General features: G+C 64.3%; 15 protein-coding genes and 1 tRNA gene. 15 read left to right on the top strand and 1 reads right to left on the bottom strand.

Annotated features, from left to right (window positions below; translation table 11 throughout):
- From nuoG to DFR31_RS03580, 10 genes are all read left to right on the top strand, one after another.
- Complete coding sequence (gene nuoG, locus DFR31_RS03625) at nt 1–2,394, top strand: NADH-quinone oxidoreductase subunit NuoG (RefSeq protein WP_121441279.1); 2,394 nt, start codon at nt 1–3, stop codon at nt 2,392–2,394.
- A 31-nt stretch (nt 2,395–2,425) separates the two neighbouring features.
- Nucleotides 2,426–3,445, top strand: a complete 1,020-nt coding sequence (gene nuoH / locus DFR31_RS03620; RefSeq protein WP_121441278.1) for an NADH-quinone oxidoreductase subunit NuoH — start codon at nt 2,426–2,428, stop codon at nt 3,443–3,445.
- A gap of 11 nt (nt 3,446–3,456) precedes the next feature.
- Nucleotides 3,457–3,948 carry an NADH-quinone oxidoreductase subunit NuoI gene (nuoI, locus tag DFR31_RS03615; RefSeq protein WP_121441277.1) on the top strand — a complete coding sequence of 164 codons (492 nt, stop codon included), beginning with the start codon at nt 3,457–3,459 and terminating at the stop codon, nt 3,946–3,948.
- 95 nt (nt 3,949–4,043) lie between these two features.
- On the top strand, nt 4,044–4,640 hold the full coding sequence (locus tag DFR31_RS03610) for an NADH-quinone oxidoreductase subunit J (RefSeq protein ID WP_121441276.1): 597 nt from the start codon (nt 4,044–4,046) through the stop codon (nt 4,638–4,640).
- A gap of 43 nt (nt 4,641–4,683) precedes the next feature.
- A complete protein-coding gene (gene nuoK / locus DFR31_RS03605) occupies nt 4,684–4,989 on the top strand; it encodes an NADH-quinone oxidoreductase subunit NuoK (protein WP_121441275.1) in 306 nt (101 codons plus the stop codon).
- A gap of 5 nt (nt 4,990–4,994) precedes the next feature.
- On the top strand, nt 4,995–6,956 hold the full coding sequence (nuoL, locus tag DFR31_RS03600; protein WP_121442157.1) for an NADH-quinone oxidoreductase subunit L: 1,962 nt from the start codon (nt 4,995–4,997) through the stop codon (nt 6,954–6,956).
- A gap of 63 nt (nt 6,957–7,019) precedes the next feature.
- Nucleotides 7,020–8,525, top strand: coding sequence for an NADH-quinone oxidoreductase subunit M (locus tag DFR31_RS03595; RefSeq protein ID WP_121441274.1), 1,506 nt, complete (start codon nt 7,020–7,022; stop codon nt 8,523–8,525).
- Between the two features lie 80 nt (nt 8,526–8,605).
- Nucleotides 8,606–10,072 carry an NADH-quinone oxidoreductase subunit NuoN gene (gene nuoN / locus DFR31_RS03590; RefSeq protein WP_121441273.1) on the top strand — a complete coding sequence of 489 codons (1,467 nt, stop codon included), beginning with the start codon at nt 8,606–8,608 and terminating at the stop codon, nt 10,070–10,072.
- A complete protein-coding gene (locus DFR31_RS03585; protein WP_121441272.1) occupies nt 10,065–10,424 on the top strand; it encodes a DUF2818 family protein in 360 nt (119 codons plus the stop codon). Before nuoN ends, DFR31_RS03585 begins: the two co-directional genes overlap by 8 nt.
- A gap of 75 nt (nt 10,425–10,499) precedes the next feature.
- Entirely contained in the window at nt 10,500–11,213 is a 714-nt protein-coding gene (locus DFR31_RS03580; protein WP_121441271.1) for a pseudouridine synthase, read from the top strand.
- Nucleotides 11,214–11,277: 64 nt separating this feature from the next.
- On the opposite strand, the gene DFR31_RS03575 is transcribed toward DFR31_RS03580, so the two are convergent.
- Entirely contained in the window at nt 11,278–12,498 is a 1,221-nt protein-coding gene (locus DFR31_RS03575; RefSeq protein ID WP_121441270.1) for a hypothetical protein, read from the bottom strand.
- A gap of 321 nt (nt 12,499–12,819) precedes the next feature.
- On the opposite strand from DFR31_RS03575, the gene DFR31_RS03570 reads away from it, so the two are divergent.
- The 5 genes from DFR31_RS03570 to nusA all read left to right on the top strand — a co-directional run bounded on the left by DFR31_RS03570 (nt 12,820) and on the right by nusA (nt 17,857).
- Nucleotides 12,820–13,374, top strand: coding sequence for a DUF2058 domain-containing protein (locus DFR31_RS03570; protein ID WP_121441269.1), 555 nt, complete (start codon nt 12,820–12,822; stop codon nt 13,372–13,374).
- 7 nt (nt 13,375–13,381) lie between these two features.
- A complete protein-coding gene (rlmKL, locus tag DFR31_RS03565) occupies nt 13,382–15,517 on the top strand; it encodes a bifunctional 23S rRNA (guanine(2069)-N(7))-methyltransferase RlmK/23S rRNA (guanine(2445)-N(2))-methyltransferase RlmL (protein ID WP_121441268.1) in 2,136 nt (711 codons plus the stop codon).
- A 155-nt stretch (nt 15,518–15,672) separates the two neighbouring features.
- Nucleotides 15,673–15,749, top strand: a tRNA-Met gene (locus tag DFR31_RS03560).
- Between the two features lie 127 nt (nt 15,750–15,876).
- Entirely contained in the window at nt 15,877–16,335 is a 459-nt protein-coding gene (gene rimP / locus DFR31_RS03555) for a ribosome maturation factor RimP (RefSeq protein ID WP_121441267.1), read from the top strand.
- A 25-nt stretch (nt 16,336–16,360) separates the two neighbouring features.
- Nucleotides 16,361–17,857 carry a transcription termination factor NusA gene (nusA, locus tag DFR31_RS03550; RefSeq protein ID WP_121441266.1) on the top strand — a complete coding sequence of 499 codons (1,497 nt, stop codon included), beginning with the start codon at nt 16,361–16,363 and terminating at the stop codon, nt 17,855–17,857.
- Nucleotides 17,858–17,892: the final 35 nt, after the last annotated feature.

Genomic DNA, 17,892 nt, shown 5'->3' with positions numbered 1-17,892 from the left:
ATGAGTGCCAAGGTCGAAGACAAGCCGCAGGACATGGTGACCATCGAGGTCAACGGCGAGCAGATTCAGGCGCCGAAAGGCTCGATGATCATAGAGGCCACCGACGCCCGGGGCGTGGATGTCCCGCGCTTTTGTTACCACAAGAAGCTGCCCATCGCGGCCAACTGCCGGATGTGCCTGGTAGAGGTGGAGAAGGCCCCCAAGCCGCTCCCCGCGTGCGCCACGCCGGTGGCGGACGGCATGAAAATCTTCACCGACTCGCCGCGGGCCGTAGCCGCCCAGCGCGGGGTGATGGAATTCCTGCTCATCAACCACCCGCTCGACTGCCCGATCTGCGACCAGGGTGGTGAGTGCGAGTTGCAGGATGTCGCCATGGGCTACGGCCGGGGCGTCTCCCGGTTCACCGAGCGCAAGCGCGTCGTGGACGACGAGGACCTCGGCCCGCTCATCTCCACCGAGATGACCCGCTGCATTCACTGCACGCGCTGTGTGCGCTTTCTTGATCACATCGCCGGCAAGCGCGAGCTTGGGGGCATGAACCGCGGCGAGTACACCGAGATCTCCACCTTCGTGGAGGGCGGGGTGCACTCCGAGCTCTCCGGCAACATCATCGACCTCTGCCCGGTGGGCGCGCTGACCAACAAGCCCTTCCGTTTCCGGGCCCGGGCCTGGGAATTGCTGGCCCACCCCTCGGTGGCGCCGCACGATGCCGTCGGTTCCAACCTGCACCTGCACCATCTTCGTGGTGAGATCATGCGGGTGGTGCCGCGAGAGAACGAACTGGTCAACGAGACCTGGATCGCGGACCGGGACCGGTACAGCCACCAGGGCGTTTACAGCGAGGACCGGATCACCCGCCCGCTGGCGCGTGTGGACGGCGCTCTGCGCGAGGTCGACTGGCAGACTGCCCTGGAACAGGTAGCGGGCCTGCTCAGGGAGACGGTCGAGACCCACGGTCCCGCTCAGCTTGGCGCGCTGGTCGGCCCCACTACCACCGCCGAGGAGATGTACCTGCTCGGCCGACTGGTTCGGGGCCTGGGAAGCCGGAACATCGACCACCGCCTGCGCGATGGCGACGTCTCGGATCAGGATCAGGCGCCTGCGTTCCCCTGGCTCGGCCAGCCGATTAGTGCGCTCGAAGACGCCGATGCCGCGCTGCTCGTGGGCAGCTACCTGCGGCATGAGCAGCCGATCCTCAACCACCGGTTGCGGAAGGCCACCAAGGCGGGTGCGACGGTGTTCGCTATCAATAACCGCCGGTATGACTTCAACTACGATCTGGCCGAGGAGATCCTCGCCGGTCCCAGTGCCCAGGTCGGCGAGCTCGCCGCCGTGCTGCAGGCCGTTGTAACGGCCAACGGGGGCACGTTGCCGGAGGGTGCTGATGCGCTCTACCCCGGGAAGCCGGATGCGCGTCATCAGGCCATTGCGGAGCAACTGAGCAAGGCGGAGCGCGCCACCATCCTGCTCGGCAATCAGGCCAACGCCCACCCGCAGGCTGCATTGCTACGCGCCTTGAGCGCGGAGCTTGCCGAACAGACCGGTGCCGTGCTCGGTGTGCTGCCGGAGGCGGCCAACACCGTCGGTGGCTACCTGGCAGGGGCGGTGCCGCACCGTGAGGTGGGTGGTGTCGCGGCCGACAAGGCCGGACTGGATGCCCGGTCAATGCTGGCCGAGCCGCGCAAGGCGTACGTGCTCTATAACGTTGAGCCGGAGCTCGATTGCTGGAACGGTCAGCAGGCGCGGGCCGCGCTGGCGTCGGCAAACCGGGTGATCGCGTTCAGCAGCTGGCTGACGCCGGAGCTTGAACGCGAGGCAGATGTGATCCTTCCGATCGCGGCATTCGGTGAGACCTCCGGCACTTTCGTGAACCTCGAGGGCCGCTGGCAGAGCTTCCCGGGCGTGGGCAAGCCGGTTGGCGAGGCCCGTCCGGGCTGGCGTGTCCTGCGTGTGCTCGGCAACGTGCTCGAACTGGACGGCTTCGACCAGGAGTCCTCCGACGAGGTGCTGCACGAGCTGCAGGGTGCGGTCGGGGAAGTGGCGCCATCGAATGCCTATCCGTGGGTCGCGCCCAAGTCGGCGCCGGCTGGGGGCGAAGGCCTGGAGCGCGCCGGTGCGACCCCCATTTACGCCGTCGATCCGTTGGTGCGCCGGTCGCAACCCCTGCAGCAGACCAGCCACGCGGTCGCTGCCGAGGCCTGGCTCGCGCCTGCCACCGCTGAGCGGCTGGGCGTGGACGAGGGGGGGCAGATCCGGCTTGGCAGCGAGCAGGTGGAACTGCCGGTGCGGGTGTCCGCGGATATCGCAGAGGGGACCGTTTGGGTGCCCGCCGCGCTCCGGGAGAGCGTGGCAGTGGGGCCGATGAACGGCGAATTGGAGGTGGCCGGCCACTGAGCCGGCCAGGGGCTACGGGAAGCGTAATCGCATGGCGGTTTTCACAGAACTATTCTGGATAACGCTCAAGATCGTGGCGCTGGTGGTGCCGCTGTTTCTTGCAGTGGCATACCTGACCTATGCCGAGCGCAGGGTCATTGGCGCGATGCAGGACCGTCGCGGGCCCAACCGCGTTGGTTACCAGGGCCTGCTGCAGCCGTTCGCGGACGCACTGAAGCTGATCATGAAGGAGATCAGTATTCCGTCGAACGCCAACCGGGTGCTGTTCGTGGTCGCGCCGCTGCTGGCCATCATGCCGGCGCTGGCGGCATGGGCCGTCATCCCGGTGGCCGAAGGGTGGGTGATCGCCGATATCAACGCCGGCCTGCTCTACGTCCTTGCCATGACCTCCCTCGGTGTTTACGGCATCATCATCGCGGGCTGGGCGTCCAACTCCAAATACGCGCTGTTGGGGACGCTGCGGGCGTCGGCGCAGGTGGTCTCTTACGAGATCGCCATGGGGTTTGCGCTGGTGGGCGTGCTGATGGCCGCCGGATCGATGAACCTTGGCCAGATCATCACCGCCCAAGAGGGGGGGATTTTCAGCTGGTTCTGGCTGCCCCTGCTGCCCCTGTTCCTCGTCTACTGGATCTCCGGTGTCGCGGAGACCAACCGCGCACCCTTCGACGTGGCCGAGGGTGAATCCGAGATCGTGGCCGGCTTCCACGTCGAGTACTCGGGGACGTCCTTCGCGGTCTTCTTCCTGGCTGAATACGCCAACATGATCCTCATCTCGGCCATTGCGGCCGTGATGTTCCTCGGGGGCTGGTATTCGCCGTTCCACGGCTGGCCGCTGCTGGGCCCGATGTTCGACTGGGTGCCCGGCATTGTCTGGTTCCTGCTGAAAACCTGTTTCTTCATCTTCTGCTATCTCTGGTTCCGTGCGACCTTCCCCCGGTACCGCTATGACCAGATCATGCGGCTGGGGTGGAAGGTGCTGATCCCGGTCACCGTGGTTTGGCTGATCGTGCTGACCATCTTCATCGTCACCGGCTTCGGGCCCTGGTTCTAATAGGAGACGCCATGTCTGCCGTCAGGGATTACGTCAAGAGTTTCCTTCTGGTCGAGCTGCTGCGCGGGCTGCAGCTTACCGGAAAGCATTTTCTGCGCCGGAGTGTCACTCTGGAGTACCCGGAGGAGAAGACGCCGAAGTCCCCGCGTTTCCGCGGGATGCACGCCCTGCGTCGCTACCCGAACGGTGAGGAGCGCTGCATCGCCTGCAAATTGTGTGAAGCCGTTTGCCCCGCCCTGGCCATCACCATCGACGCCGGGCCGCGGGAGAGCGACGGCACGCGGCGCACGACCCGCTACGAGATCGACATGTTCAAGTGCATCTACTGCGGGTTCTGCGAGGAGTCCTGCCCGGTGGACTCCATCGTGGAGACCAGCGTGCACGAGTACCACATGGAGAACCGTGAAGAGCGGGTCTTCGACAAGGCGCGACTGCTGGCCAACGGCGACAAGTACGAGGCGCAGATCGCGGCCGACCGTGCCGCTGACGCTCCGTACCGCTAATCGGCGGCGGAAGATAACGATAATCCGATTCGGCCTGCCGTGCCCCTGACCCGCACGGCAGCAGGCATCCAAGCACAGGCATTGGGGACACACCCATGGAGCAGGTCATTTTTTACATTTTCGCGGCGATACTGCTTTTCGCCGCGACCATGGTCATCACCGCACGCAACCCGGTTCATTGCGCGTTGTTCCTGGTGCTGGCCTTCTTCAACAGCGCCATCCTCTGGGTGATGGCGGGCGCCGAGTTTCTCGGGATCGCTCTGGTGGTGGTCTACGTCGGCGCGGTGATGGTGTTGTTCCTGTTCGTGGTGATGATGCTCGATATCGGACGCAGCATTCACAGCGAAGGGTTCACCCGCTACCTGCCGGCCGGTGCGCTAGTGGCGGTCCTGATGGCGCTCCAACTCGGTATCGTGCTGCTCTCCGGCCATACCGGCATCGGTGGGGGCGTGGTCCCAGAGGTGCCCGCGGACGTGAACAACATCCGCGGCATCGGGCAGTTGCTCTACACCCACTATGTCTATCCCTTCGAGATTGCCGCGGTGATTCTGTTGGTGGCGATCATCGCGGCAATCGTGCTCACCCTCCGCCGCCGGGAGGGCACCAAGCATCAGGACGTAGGGAAGCAGGTGCACGTACGCCGTGAGGACCGGGTCCGCCTGGTCAGCATGAAGTCCGAGGGGCGGGAATGAGCCCCCGCAAGGGGAAACAACGCGTCGGAGTAAGCGAACAATCATGATTGGACTTGCCGACTATCTGGTTCTGGGGGCACTGCTGTTCTCCCTGGGCGTGGCTGGGATCTTCATTAACCGGAAGAACCTGATCGTGCTGCTCATGTGCCTCGAGCTGATCCTGCTCGCGGTGAACATGAACTTCATCGCCTTTTCGGCTTATCTGCAGGACTTTGCCGGGCAGATCTTCGTGTTCTTCATCCTCACCGTCGCGGCGGCGGAAGCCGCTATTGGCCTGGCCATCGTGGTGGCGCTGTTCCGTAATCGGGGCTCCATCAACGTCGGCGATCTGGACAGCATGAAGGGCTGATGTTCATGGAAACGATATATCTCGCCATTCCGCTCATTCCGCTGCTCGCAGCGATTATCGCCGGGTTCTTCGGCCGCCAGATCGGTCGCGCTGCCTCCCACTGGGTGACCATCCTGGGCGTGGGCGCGTCATTCGTGCTGTCCGCGGTGGTGTTGTATGACCAGGTCTGGGGTGCCGCCCAGGTCTACAACGAGACTGTCTACACCTGGGCCGTGGTTGGCGGCCTGCAGATGGAGGTCGGGTTCCTGGTCGACCGCCTGACCGCGGTAATGATGACCGTGGTGACCTTCGTCTCGCTGATGGTGCACATCTACACCATCGGCTATATGCACGACGACGACGGCTACCAGCGCTTCTTCTCCTATATCTCGCTGTTCACTTTCGCCATGCTCATGCTGGTGATGGCGAACAACTTCCTGCAATTGTTCTTCGGCTGGGAGGCCGTGGGCCTGGTCTCCTACCTGCTGATCGGCTTCTGGTACAAGCGCGATACCGCGATCTTCGCCAACCTGAAGGCGTTCCTGGTCAACCGCGTCGGCGACTTCGGCTTCCTGCTCGGTATCGCGCTGATCGTGTTTTACTTCGGGACGCTGGACTACCAGGAGGCGTTCGCGGCCGCCGAGGAGAACGCCGGGCTGACACTGTCGATCTTCGGCACCGCGGAGTGGTCGGTGCTGACGGTGGCCTGCATCCTGCTGTTTATCGGTGCCATGGGTAAGTCGGCCCAGGTCCCGCTGCACGTCTGGCTGCCCGATTCCATGGAGGGTCCGACCCCGATCTCTGCGCTGATCCACGCGGCCACCATGGTGACGGCCGGTATCTTCCTGGTTGCCCGGATGTCGCCCCTGTTCGAGCTGTCCGAAGTGGCGCTCTCCTTCGTGCTGGTGATCGGCGCCGTAACAGCGCTGTTCCTTGGGCTGGTCGGCCTGGTTCAGAACGACATCAAGCGGGTGGTGGCCTACTCGACGCTCTCGCAGCTGGGCTACATGGTGGTCGCGCTCGGCGTGTCTGCGTACGCCGCGGGCGTGTTCCACCTCATGACCCACGCCTTCTTCAAGGCGTTGCTCTTCCTGGGCGCGGGCTCCGTGATCATCGCGATGCACCACGTGCAGGACATGCGCCAGATGGGCGGCCTGAAAAAGTACATGCCCATCACCTACTGGACGATGCTGTTGGGCACGCTGGCGCTGATCGGCTTCCCGGGCTTTTCGGGCTACTTCTCCAAGGATGGGATCATACTTGCCGTCGGGGAGTCCGAACGGGCCGGTGCGACCTTCGCGTACCTCTGCGTAATGCTTGGCGTGTTCGTCACGGCGCTGTACAGCTTCCGGCTCTTCTTCCTGGTCTTCCACGGCGAGGAGCGGATGGACGATCACACCCGATCCCACCTGCACGAAAGCCCGCGGGTGGTCACCGTACCGCTGCTGCTGCTGGCCGTGCCCTCGGTATTGATCGGTGCCTATACGGTTACGCCGATGCTATTCGGGGACTTCTTCGGCCCGGCCATCCACGTGGCGGAGGGTAATGATGTCCTGGCAGCCGTCGGCGCCAGCTACGGCTCGGCAATGGCGCTGTTGCTGCACGGCTTCGCGGCGCCGCCGGTTTACCTGGCCGCGGCGGGTGTGGTCACCGCCTGGTTCTTCTACATGAAGCGGCCGGACCTGTTGCCGGCGGTAAACCGGGTGTTCCGGGTGCCGATCCGGGTGCTTGAGAACAAGTACGGCTTCGACGACCTGTACATCAAGTACATTGCCGGCGGTGGTCGGGGCCTGGGTAACGCGCTCTGGCAAGGGGGCGACCGTAGCTTCATCGACGGCGCGCTGGTGAACGGTACGGCGAACCTGATTGGGCGAATCGGCGCCCGGGTCCGTCACCTGCAGAGCGGGTACCTGTACCACTACGCGTTCATCATGATTATCGGCCTGCTGGTGCTCATCGGCTGGTTCCTCGGGAGCCAGATGTTCTGAGTTGGGGCGAGCGCCTGGTAGGAATCCGTCTCGCGGACTTTGATTTGGTTAAGGAAATAGCGGATGTTTGACGGTTGGTTGCTGAGTCTGCTGATCTGGCTACCCATTCTCGGTGGGGTAGCGGTGATGGTCCTGGGGGACAGTGCGCCCGATCGGGTCCGCTGGACGGCTCTGGGTGTCGCGCTGGTGACCTTCTTGGCCAGCCTGCCCCTATGGTTCGGCTTCGATGCCGGCACCCACGAGATGCAGTTCGTGGAGCACCGCGAGTGGGTGGCCGCCCTTGGCGTGTATTACCACCTGGGGGTGGATGGCATCTCCATGCCGCTCATTATCCTGACCACCTTCTGCACGGTGCTGGTGGTCATTGCCGGGTGGGAGGTCATCCAGTACAAGCCCTCTCAGTACCTGGCCGCGTTCCTGATCATGGAGGGCATCATGGTGGGCGTTTTCTCCGCCCTTGATGCCATCCTGTTCTACGTCTTCTTCGAGGCAATGCTGGTGCCGATGTTCCTGATCATCGGCATCTGGGGTGGGGCAAACCGTATCTACGCCACCATCAAGTTCTTCCTCTACACCTTCCTCGGCTCGGTGCTGATGTTGGTGGCGGTGATCTACCTGCGCCTGCAGGCCGGTAGCTTCGGCATCCTGGACATGCACGGGCTTGACCTGGGGTTGACCGCGCAGGTGCTGATCTTCCTCGCCTTCCTGGGTGCGTTCGCCGTGAAGGTGCCCATGTGGCCAGTGCACACGTGGCTGCCGGACGCCCACGTGGAGGCGCCCACCGGCGGCTCGGTGATCCTGGCGGCCATCATGCTGAAGATCGGGGGCTACGGCTTCCTGCGCTTCTCGCTGCCCATCACGCCGGAAGCGAGCATGACGCTCGACTGGCTGATCATCCTCATGTCCCTGGTGGCGGTGGCCTACATCGGGCTGGTCGCCATGGTCCAGAAGGACATGAAGAAGCTGATCGCCTACTCATCCATCGCCCACATGGGTTTTGTGACGCTAGGGTTCTTCCTCATCTTCCAGATCGTCGCCAACGGCGGGGGCGAGGACGGCGGCCTTCTGGCGCTCCAGGGGGGCATGGTGCAGATGATCTCCCACGGGTTCATCTCTGCGGCGATGTTCCTTTGCGTGGGCGTGCTTTATGACCGCATGCACTCCCGGCAAATCGCCGATTACGGCGGCGTGATCAATACCATGCCCTGGTTCGGTGCCTTCTTCGTGCTGTTTGCCATGGCCAACGCCGGGCTGCCGGGTACCTCCGGGTTTGTGGGCGAATTCATGGTCATCCTGGCCGCGTTCCAGGCGAACTTCTGGTACGCCTTCGTGGCCGGCACCACGCTGATCTTGGGCGCGGCGTACTCGCTCTGGATGGTCAAGCGGGTCGTGTTCGGCGAGGTGGCCAACGACAACGTGGCGAAGCTCGAGGACGTTAACCGCCGCGAGGTCTTGGTGCTGGGGCTGCTCGCGGTCATGGTGCTCTGGATCGGGCTCTGGCCAGCGCCCCTGGTCGAGGTGATGGAGCCCAGCCTGCTGAATCTGTTGCAGCAGGTGACGGGCGTCTGACCCGGTACCTGACGAGAAACTACGAATCTGACACGGGAATGAGCGGCCGCGTTGATGTGGCCAGTTGCTGAGGATCTGCTATGACCGTCGATACGCCGGACTTCGTGATGCCGGATTTTTCCCTGGCGCTGCCGGAGATCTGGATGCTGCTGATGGCCTGCGTGGTACTGGTCGTCGACCTGTACAGCAAGGACGACCGGCGCGGGATGACCTTCATGCTGACCCAGTTCACGCTGGTGGTAGCCGGCGTGCTGGCCATCACGACGCACTGGGGAGAGCCTGCGGTCACTTTCAGCGGGACCTACGTCTCGGATAGCCTGGCGGGCATCCTCAAGGCCGCCATCGCGGGGCTGGGTTTCCTCAGCTTTGCCTACTGCCGCGATTATCTCGAAGAGCGAGGGTTGCTCAAGGGCGAGTACTTCGTCCTGGGGCTGTTCTCTCTGCTCGGGATGATGATCCTCGCCTCGGCGCACAACCTGCTGACGGTCTATCTGGGCCTTGAACTGCTGGCCTTGACCCTCTACGCCATGGTGGCGTTCAACCGGGACAATCTTCAGGCGACCGAGGCGGGCATGAAGTACTTCGTGCTGGGCGCGATCGCCTCGGGCATTCTGCTTTACGGGATGTCGCTCATTTACGGTGCCACCGGCTCGCTGGACCTGGCCGAGATCGCAGCCTACGCCGGCGATCAGGGGGCCAACGACTGGCTGCTCATCCTCGGCATGACCATGGTGGTCGTGGGTGTGGCGTTCAAGTTCGGTGCGGTGCCGTTCCACACCTGGATGCCGGACGTCTACCAGGGGGCCCCGGCGACCGTGGCCCTGTTTGCCAGCACGGCGCCTAAGGTGGCGGCGGTTGCGCTGTTTATCCGCCTGCTGGGTGAGGGGCTGGGCCCGGTACACGACCAATGGCAGCCAATGATCATCATGCTGGCTATCGCATCGCTGGTGGTCGGTAACCTGGCGGCGCTGGCGCAAACGAACATCAAGCGGATGCTGGCCTATTCCACCGCATCCCACGTGGGCTTCATCCTGCTCGGGTTTATTGCCGGCACGGCCGAAGGGTATTCGGCGGCACTGTTCTACGCCATCACCTACGGCCTGATGTCCGCCGGGGCGTTCGGCCTGATCATTCTCCTGTCGCACCGCGGCTTCGAAGCGGAGAATATCAGCGATTTCAAGGGGCTGAACGACCGCAGCCCGGTTATGGCCCTGATCATGTTGCTGTTGATGTTCTCCATGACCGGCATTCCGGGCACGGTCGGCTTCTACGCGAAGTGGCTTGTGCTCAAGTCGGTAGTGGATGTCGGGCTGGTCTGGCTGGCGGTATTCGCGGTAGTCTTTGCCGTTATCGGTGCCTTCTACTATCTGCGTGTGTTGAAGTTCGTCTACTTCGACAAGCCGGAGACCGAGGAGGCGCCTCAGGGCGGGTCCATGGCGATGCGGGGCCTGCTGGTGGCAAATGGTATTGCGGTGCTGCTGCTTGGGATCTTTCCGGATAGCCTGATCTCGGCATGCATGGCCGCCTTTGGCGTGAGTTATGGGTGAAAATAGCGCGATAGTCCTGATCTTCCTGCTTGCAGTCGTTTTCGCAAACCTGCCCTGGCTGAACGAGCGGGTCTTTCTGGTGGCCCCCGAGCCGCCGCGGGGCAAGCGCGAATGGATTCGCTTTGCAGAATGGGGGTTGTTCTACGGTGTCATGACCGGCGTCGGGTTCGGCCTTGAGTACGCCGCGACCGGCGAGATCTACCCCCAAGGCTGGGAGTATTACGTTACGACGCTGTGCCTGTTCGCAGTCGCGGCGCTGCCCGGCTTTATCTGGCGGCACGACCTGCGGAAGCACCTCCGCCGGCAGAAGAAGCGGAGCGACCGGCTGCGAACCGCCGAAGACCGGTCCTGATTGACCCATGGCCCCTGCCCGTCGCGCGGGGGCTGTTCCTAGTCTTCTTCCCCTCCCTGAAACCCTCTTCCTGCAATGTCTGAGTGCGTGAGCCCCCCGTTGCGGATTCTCTACCGGGACGAGCATCTGGTCGCGGTGGACAAGCCGGCCGGTATGGCCGTGCATCGCTCGCGCCAGCATCCTGACGCAGATGTCTTGCTACAGCGTCTGCGTGATCAACTCGGCCAGTGGGTCTGGCCCGTGCATCGGTTGGACCCACCGACGTCCGGCCTGGTCCTGTTTGCCTTGGACCCGGAGACCGCGCAAGCGCTTGGGCGGCAGTTTCGGGACCGCGAGGTGGAAAAACGCTATCTGGCTGTAGTCAGGGGCTGGCCGGAGGCGGCGGGCGTTATTGACCACCCGCTGCGGCGAGCCGGGCGCTCCGAACGGCAGGCCGCGCTCACGGAATATCGGGTGCTGGACACCACAGAGCTACCCATCCCGATGGCCCCGCACCCCACGGCGCGTTATGCGCTGGTGGAACTGAAGCCCGTTACCGGCCGGCAGCACCAGTTGCGGCGGCACATGAAGCACATCAGCCACCCGATTATCGGGGATACCACCTACGGCAAGGGGCCTCACAACCGGCTGTTCCGGGAACGGTTCAGTTCCGGTTCACTACTTTTAAGGGCAATGGGGCTTCGACTGAACTTGCCCGGGTCGGGGCAGCGCCTGGAACTGTCAGCGGGGCTGAACGAGGAGTGGCGAGGCGTCCTGGGTGGGGCGGGCCTGACGATGGACGTTCAATAAAAAAACGCGGAGCCCGGAGGCCCCGCGTCACGCTGGGAGGCGAGTAGTGTCGCCCCCTTGGCTATCAGAAGTAGTAGCCGACGTTGATGTTGAAGATGGTTTCCCAATCGTCCCGGACGTCGCTGTCGCCCTGCAGGGCGTAGCCTTGAGCCCCGACGAAGGGCATGTTCTTACCGCGGATCACATCCACGTAGGTGTAGATGTTGCCAGCAGTGATCGCCATGCCGGTCACGTTGAGTGCGGAGCTACGGTCATCCGTGGACTTCTGGCGGATGGTGGAGTAGTCGTTGTAGAACCGCAGGTTGCTGACCGGGCCGAACTCAACCGGGAGGTCATAGGCGACGTTGAAGGTGATAACGTCTGCTTCCGCCGGCGCGGCGTAGTTGAAGCCCTCGATGCTCATGTTGAGCACGTCATCACTAAACCCGTCGGAAACATCCGGGTCGTGGTCGTAGCTCAAGTACTGGGCCATGATGTTCCAGCGGTCGTATTGCCCGTTTACGTGCAGGGCATAAGCCGTGCTGTCACCTTCGTCACGGGTGTCATTGTTGTACAACTCCCCGTACATGCCCGAGAGGCCAACCTCGGTCGACGCGCTCTCGTTGTGGTCAAAGGTATAGGCGGCGCGAGCGTAGAACTGGTTTTGTTCCTCGTGAGCCAGTGTCTCGTCTTCGCGATCAGAATCGGGGCCGACGCCCGTGGAATAGTGGAAGCTGTCTCCGGACAGACCAGCCGGCGGGTTCGTGAATATGCCAGCATCAATGGCCAGCGGGCCGGCCTGATGATCCAGCGCCAGACCGATGGCGTGCTTGTCTTCGAAGCCGACGTAATAGTTGCCGCTGAACCAGAAGTTGTTGGACTGGTAAGGCTGCAGGCCGAAGGCTACTCGCTGTTGCCCGAGGCGCACGGTGGTCGTGTCGGTGAAATCGTATCCGACCCAGCCGGTATGCAGGAAGTCGCGACCGTCGTACCAACGGTATTCGGCGGCGAAGGTGATGTTGTCCTGACGCCCGTCGACGTTCACGCGGAAGGTGTCAAAATCGATGTCGCCACCGCTGTCACGACTCGCCTGACCACCGGCAGAATCGGTGTCATCGTACCGCGCATTAAAACGCAGCGCCCCGCCAAACCGGATACCATCACCGGTTGCCGGATCCGCCTCCAGCGCCTCCAGGCGCTCTTCCAGGTCGGCGATACGCTGCTCGTCCGCCATGGCGTTGCCGGCGAAACCCGCGCCTGCGACCAGCGCAGCGACACTGCAGTAGCAAGTCAGTTTACGCATCATGTGTTGCGTACTCCTCTTCAATGGATTGGCTTCTGCTACCCGAACCGACGGCGGGTTGCCCACCCGTCGGCGTTACCCCATGCCCGCGGAGCCGAAAGACGGGTGGCGCCGCGGGCGAGCAAACCCCGCAGCCAAACGCGCTGCGCGGTGTCTCGTCAAAACAACAAGCGTCTCGTATAAGACACATGCTTAACTGTAATGTATGAAACCTTGGTTTTCCACCGGGGTATTGCATTAAGGGCGGTGCTTGGCCGCCCGCCCGGCGACTGCTAGCCTTACAGCCCTTCCACACAGCAGCCACGGCGCAGCCGATCACCGACTATGGACTCCTTGCAGGAACAATTGCTGAAGGCCGGTCTGGCCTCGAAGGAACAGGCCAAAGACGCGCAGAAGGAATTGCGTGATCGCCGGCGTTCGAAAAACCGCCGCAAGGGCGGTAAACCGCAGCAGAAGAAGGATGCCACCGCCGATCAGGCCGCCAAGCTGGCCGCCGATGCCCAGGCACAGAAGCGTGCCCGCGACCGGGAACTCAACCGAAAGCGCGAGGCCGCCAAGGCCAAGAAGGCCGGCAAAGCGGGTATGCAGCAGATGATCCGCAAGGCGCGGGTGGACGATAACCTGGGTGATGTGGCGTACCACTTCCAGGTGGGGAGCAAGATCAAGCGGATCCTGGTCACGGAAAAGCAGGCCAAGGCCCTGGCCGAAGGGCAATTGGCCGTCGTCGCCCTGCATCGGGAGTACGTGCTGGTCCCCCGGGAGACCGGGGAGAAGGTGGGGGCGCAGAGCCCGGAGTTGCTGGTGCTGCTCAATGAGCCGGGTGGTGACGAGGACGAGGCCTACGCCGAGCACCCCATCCCTGACGACCTGATGTGGTGATAGGTCTGTGAGCGAGCAATATGCGTTATTCGCGGCCTGTCCCCGCGGGCTGGAAACCGCGCTGGCGCAGGAACTGGTTACGCTGGGTGCTGAAAAGCCCCGGGCGCTGCGGGCCGGGGTGAGTTGGGAGGGCGATCTGGTCCAGGCCCTGCGGGTCTGTCTCTGGTCGCGGCTGGCCACCCGTGTCCTGCTTGGTCTCGGCGCATTCCCGGTCACTGATGCCGACAGCCTGTACGAGGCCGCCCGCGGCGTGCCCTGGGACGAGCACCTCTTGCCCGGCGACACGCTGGCGGTGGACTTCCACGGCAGTAGCGAGGCCGTCCGCCATACCCGCTTCGGCGCCCAACGCGTCAAGGACGGGGTGGTGGATTATATGCGGGCGCAGGGGCAGCCCCGACCGGCCGTCGACACCACGGCTCCCGATCTGCGCATCAACGCGGTGCTGGCCGGCGGGCGGCTGCGCCTGTCCATCGATCTGTCCGGCGAGAGCCTCCATCGGCGCGGCTATCGTCAGGGCGGAGGCAGGGCACCGCTCAAGGAGAACCTGGCGGCCGGCATCCTCTGGCTGGCCGGCTGGCCGGAAGTGGCGGAGCAGGGCGGTGGGTTGCTGGACCCGATGTGCGGCTCCGGCACCCTGGTGATCGAAGGGGCTATGATAGCGCAGGACCGGGCCCCGGGCCTGGCCCGTGAGCGCTGGGGCTTCGAGCGCTGGGCCGGGCACGTGCCGGTCCACTGGAAGCGGCTGCTCGAGGAGGCGCGTGAACGCGCCGCGGCGGGCGCACAGCGCCGCCTGGCCCTGGTCGGTTATGATCAGGACCCGTCAGCGATCCGCATTGCCCTGGCGGCCCGGGAGCGCGCCGGGCTGCGTGATGCCGTGCATTTTGAGCGCCGCGACATTGATCGGGCCGAGCCGGTGGGCCAGTCCCCGGGCCTGGTGGTGGTCAATCCACCCTACGGCGAGCGGCTTGGCCAGCGCCAGGCGCTGGTCAGTCTGTATACCGCGCTCGGCGCCCGCTTGCGTTCGGATTTCGGGGGCTGGCGGGGGGCGGTATTCACCGCGGCCCCGGAGCTCCTTGATTACCTGGGGCTGTCACTGGATAGCCGCCATGCCCTGTACAACGGCGCCCTGGAAAGCCGCCTGGCGGTCTTCTCGCTGCGCGAGCAGCGCGGCCAGCAGCGCAGCGCCGGCGCGAACGCGCTGGCGAATCGGTTGCAGAAGAACCACCGGCACCTCAGGCGCTGGCTTCGGCGCGAGTCGGTGTCCGCCTGGCGCCTTTACGACGGTGATTTGCCGGAGTACGCCCTGGCGGTGGATGTCTACGAGACGGAGTCGGGGCGGCACGCGCACGTGCAGGAGTACCAGGCGCCGCGCAGCGTGGATCCGCGCAGCGCCCGGCGGCGTTTGCGCGAGGCGCTGGAGGTGATCGCCGAACACCTGGAGATCGGTCCGGACCAGGTGCACCTGAAGGTCCGGCGCCGTCAGAAAGGCGCCGCCCAATACCGTCCGGTGGATCAGACCGGTGAGCGGCTGGTGGTGAGGGAGGGCGCAGCGCGGCTCTATATCAACCTGCGCGACTACCTGGATACCGGGCTGTTTCTTGATCACCGCATGACGCGGCTGCGGCTCGGCGAACTGGCCACCGGCCGGCGGTTTTTGAACCTGTTTGCCTACACCGGGGCGGCCACGGTGCACGCCGCACTGGGTGGGGCAAAGCACACCACCACGGTGGATCTGTCCCGGACCTACCTCGACTGGGCGCGGGATAACCTGCGGCTCAACGGCGTCGAGCCAGGGGCGCAACACCACCTGGAGCGGGCGGACTGCCTGGCCTGGCTGGCCGAGCAGAGCAGGCAACGGCCGGGCCAGTACGACCTGATCTTCATGGACCCGCCGACCTTTTCCAACTCCAAGCGCATGCGCGAGAGCTTTGATGTGCAGCGGGATCACCCCCGGCTCGTGCGCCAGGCCATGCAATTGCTCGCGCCCGGTGGGTTATTGGTCTTCTCCTGCAACCGGCGTGGGTTCAAGCTGGACGAAGGGGTGGTTGCCGAGTTCTCCTGCCGCGACACCACCCGGGATACGATCCCGCCGGATTACACCCGTAACCCCGGGGTTCACGTCTGCTGGGAGATCCAGCATTAGCGTGGCGTCGTACCCGGGTCGGGGCTTGCAAAGCCCGGTCTCCCTGTGTCACTATCCGCCTCCCCTGAACGAGGGGCGCCCCACGGGGCGGCCGGCAAACGAAGGCAAGGCCCTTGCAGTAAGCCGGCAGCGCATGTAGAATGCGCAGCATCAGTTGCGGGGTGGAGCAGTCTGGCAGCTCGTCGGGCTCATAACCCGAAGGTCGCAGGTTCAAATCCTGCCCCCGCTACCATCTTTCTACGAAAAGGGCCGCTTGCGGCCCTTTTTTGTAGCTGGGGGAAGGCCCAGGGCAGTTTGCCCAGGCCTCCTGCCGGCACAGGGAAGGGGCCTTGGGCCCTTTTTTTATTTGTACAGGTGCTATGGCGGCAACCGAAGACACCCTTTACGCGCTGATTGACCCCCTGCTCGGGGGCATGGGTTACGAACTGGTGGGCATCGAATACGGTGGCCCGCCGGGTAAGCGCCTATTACGCATTTATATCGACAGCCCCAACGGGATCACGCTGGAGGACTGCGAGACCTGCAGTCGACAGATCAGCGCGGTGCTGGACGTAGAGGATCCGATCCCGGGGGAATTCACCCTCGAAATCTCCTCGCCGGGTCTGGACCGGCCCATCTTCAAGGCCTCCGATTACGATCGCTTTGCCGGTGAGCGGATCAAGATCCGCCTCAGCACCACCTGGGAAGGGCGGCGCCGGTTCAAGGGCGTGCTGGCCGGGCTGCATGACGAGGGTGTGCGGGTTGTCGAAGAGCCGGGGGGTGAAGTGATCATTCCCCTGGACCTTATCGAAAAGGCAAGGCTGATCCTGGAACCGTGATCGGCCTTACGGTGGAGACGGGAGCATGAGCAAAGAAATCCTGCTGGTTGTCGAGGCGACCTCCAACGAGAAGGGCGTGGACCGCGAGGTCATCTTCGAGGCCATCGAGGCCGCGCTGGCCTCCGCCACGCGCAAGCGTCATCCGGAGGACATCGATGCCCGGGTCGAGGTGAACCGCAACACCGGCGATTACAGCACCTTCCGGCGTTGGTGGGTGGTGGAGACCGAGGACGAGGTCGAGGCCCCGGCCCGCCAGATCACCCTCGAGGCCGCTCGCGAGAAGCAGCCGGAGGTCGAGGTGGGCGAGTGCATCGAAGAGCCCATGGAGTCGGTCGAGTTCGGCCGGATCGCCGCCCAGACCGCCAAGCAGGTCATCGTGCAACGGGTCCGCGAGGCCGAGCGTGCCAAGGTCGTGGAGGCCTTTGAGGATCGCATCGGCGAGCTGGTGACCGGAACGGTCAAGCGCCTGGAGCGCGGCAGCGTCATCATGGACCTGGGCGGTAACGCCGAGGCGCTGATCGCCCGCGAGGACATGATCCCGCGGGAGGCGGTGCGCCGTGAGGACCGCCTGCGCGGCTACCTCAAGGAAGTGCGCCCGGAGCCCCGCGGACCGCAACTGTTCGTGACCCGGACCGCGCCGGATTTTCTCATCGAGCTGTTCAAGCTCGAGGTGCCGGAGGTGGGCCAGGAGTTGATCGAGATCATGGGCGCAGCCCGTGATCCGGGTGTGCGCGCCAAGATCGCCGTGCGCAACCTCGACCCGCGCATCGACCCGGTGGGTGCCTGCGTGGGCATGCGCGGCTCCCGGGTGCAGGCCGTGTCCAACGAGCTGGCGGGCGAGCGCATCGACATCATCCTCTGGGATGACAACCCTGCGCAGTTCGTGATCAACGCCTTGGCGCCTGCCGAGGTGGAGTCCATCGTCGTGGACGAGGACAGCCAGAGCATGGATATTGCGGTGGCCGAGGAGCAGCTCTCCCAGGCCATCGGCCGGGGCGGGCAGAACGTCCGTCTGGCCAGTGAGCTGACCGGTTGGGAGCTCAACGTGATGACCGCCGAGGAGGCGGAAGCGAAGAACCAGGAGGAGGCGGCCCAGTACCAGCAGCTGTTTCAGGACAAGCTGGACGTGGACGAAGAGATCGCCGCCATCCTGGTTCAGGAAGGGTTCTCCAGCCTGGAAGAGGTGGCCTATGTGCCCACCAATGAACTGCTGGAGGTCGAGGAGTTCGACGAGGATATCGTCGAGGAGCTGCGGGCGCGGGCCCGGGACGTGCTGGCCAGCGAGGCCGAAGAGCGCGAGCAGGCCGGCGAGGGCCCGGCGGAAGACCTGCTTAACATGGAAGGCATGGACGAGCGGCTGGCCCAGTCCCTGGCCGCACGCGGTGTGCGCACCATGGAGGACCTGGCCGAGCAGTCCGTCGATGAGTTGATGGAGATCCAGGGCATGGACGAAGAGCGGGCCGGCCAGCTCATCATGAAGGCCCGTGAGCCGTGGTTCGCGGACCAGCAGGACGACGAATAGCACCCGGTTGCGCCGCAGGTGCGGGGTGGCCACGG

Origin of the sequence: Alkalispirillum mobile, from assembly GCF_003664325.1 — a bacterium.
Lineage (GTDB): Bacteria > Pseudomonadota > Gammaproteobacteria > Nitrococcales > Halorhodospiraceae > Alkalilimnicola > Alkalilimnicola mobilis.
This window is presented reverse-complemented; position numbering and strand designations above follow the sequence as displayed.

Excerpts from the sequence above, each read along its gene's own strand:
- nuoH (WP_121441278.1), top strand. The coding sequence starts at position 2,426 with ATGGCGGTTTTCACAGAACTATTCTGGATAACGCTCAAGATCGTGGCG.
- nuoI (WP_121441277.1), top strand. The coding sequence starts at position 3,457 with ATGTCTGCCGTCAGGGATTACGTCAAGAGTTTCCTTCTGGTCGAGCTG.
- rimP (WP_121441267.1), top strand. The coding sequence starts at position 15,877 with ATGGCGGCAACCGAAGACACCCTTTACGCGCTGATTGACCCCCTGCTC.
- DFR31_RS03595 (WP_121441274.1), top strand. The coding sequence starts at position 7,020 with ATGTTTGACGGTTGGTTGCTGAGTCTGCTGATCTGGCTACCCATTCTC.
- DFR31_RS03575 (WP_121441270.1), bottom strand. The coding sequence starts at position 12,498 with ATGATGCGTAAACTGACTTGCTACTGCAGTGTCGCTGCGCTGGTCGCA.
- nuoG (WP_121441279.1), top strand. The coding sequence starts at position 1 with ATGAGTGCCAAGGTCGAAGACAAGCCGCAGGACATGGTGACCATCGAG.
- DFR31_RS03580 (WP_121441271.1), top strand. The coding sequence starts at position 10,500 with ATGTCTGAGTGCGTGAGCCCCCCGTTGCGGATTCTCTACCGGGACGAG.
- DFR31_RS03585 (WP_121441272.1), top strand. The coding sequence starts at position 10,065 with ATGGGTGAAAATAGCGCGATAGTCCTGATCTTCCTGCTTGCAGTCGTT.
- DFR31_RS03570 (WP_121441269.1), top strand. The coding sequence starts at position 12,820 with ATGGACTCCTTGCAGGAACAATTGCTGAAGGCCGGTCTGGCCTCGAAG.
- DFR31_RS03610 (WP_121441276.1), top strand. The coding sequence starts at position 4,044 with ATGGAGCAGGTCATTTTTTACATTTTCGCGGCGATACTGCTTTTCGCC.
- nuoK (WP_121441275.1), top strand. The coding sequence starts at position 4,684 with ATGATTGGACTTGCCGACTATCTGGTTCTGGGGGCACTGCTGTTCTCC.
- nuoL (WP_121442157.1), top strand. The coding sequence starts at position 4,995 with ATGGAAACGATATATCTCGCCATTCCGCTCATTCCGCTGCTCGCAGCG.
- nusA (WP_121441266.1), top strand. The coding sequence starts at position 16,361 with ATGAGCAAAGAAATCCTGCTGGTTGTCGAGGCGACCTCCAACGAGAAG.
- nuoN (WP_121441273.1), top strand. The coding sequence starts at position 8,606 with ATGACCGTCGATACGCCGGACTTCGTGATGCCGGATTTTTCCCTGGCG.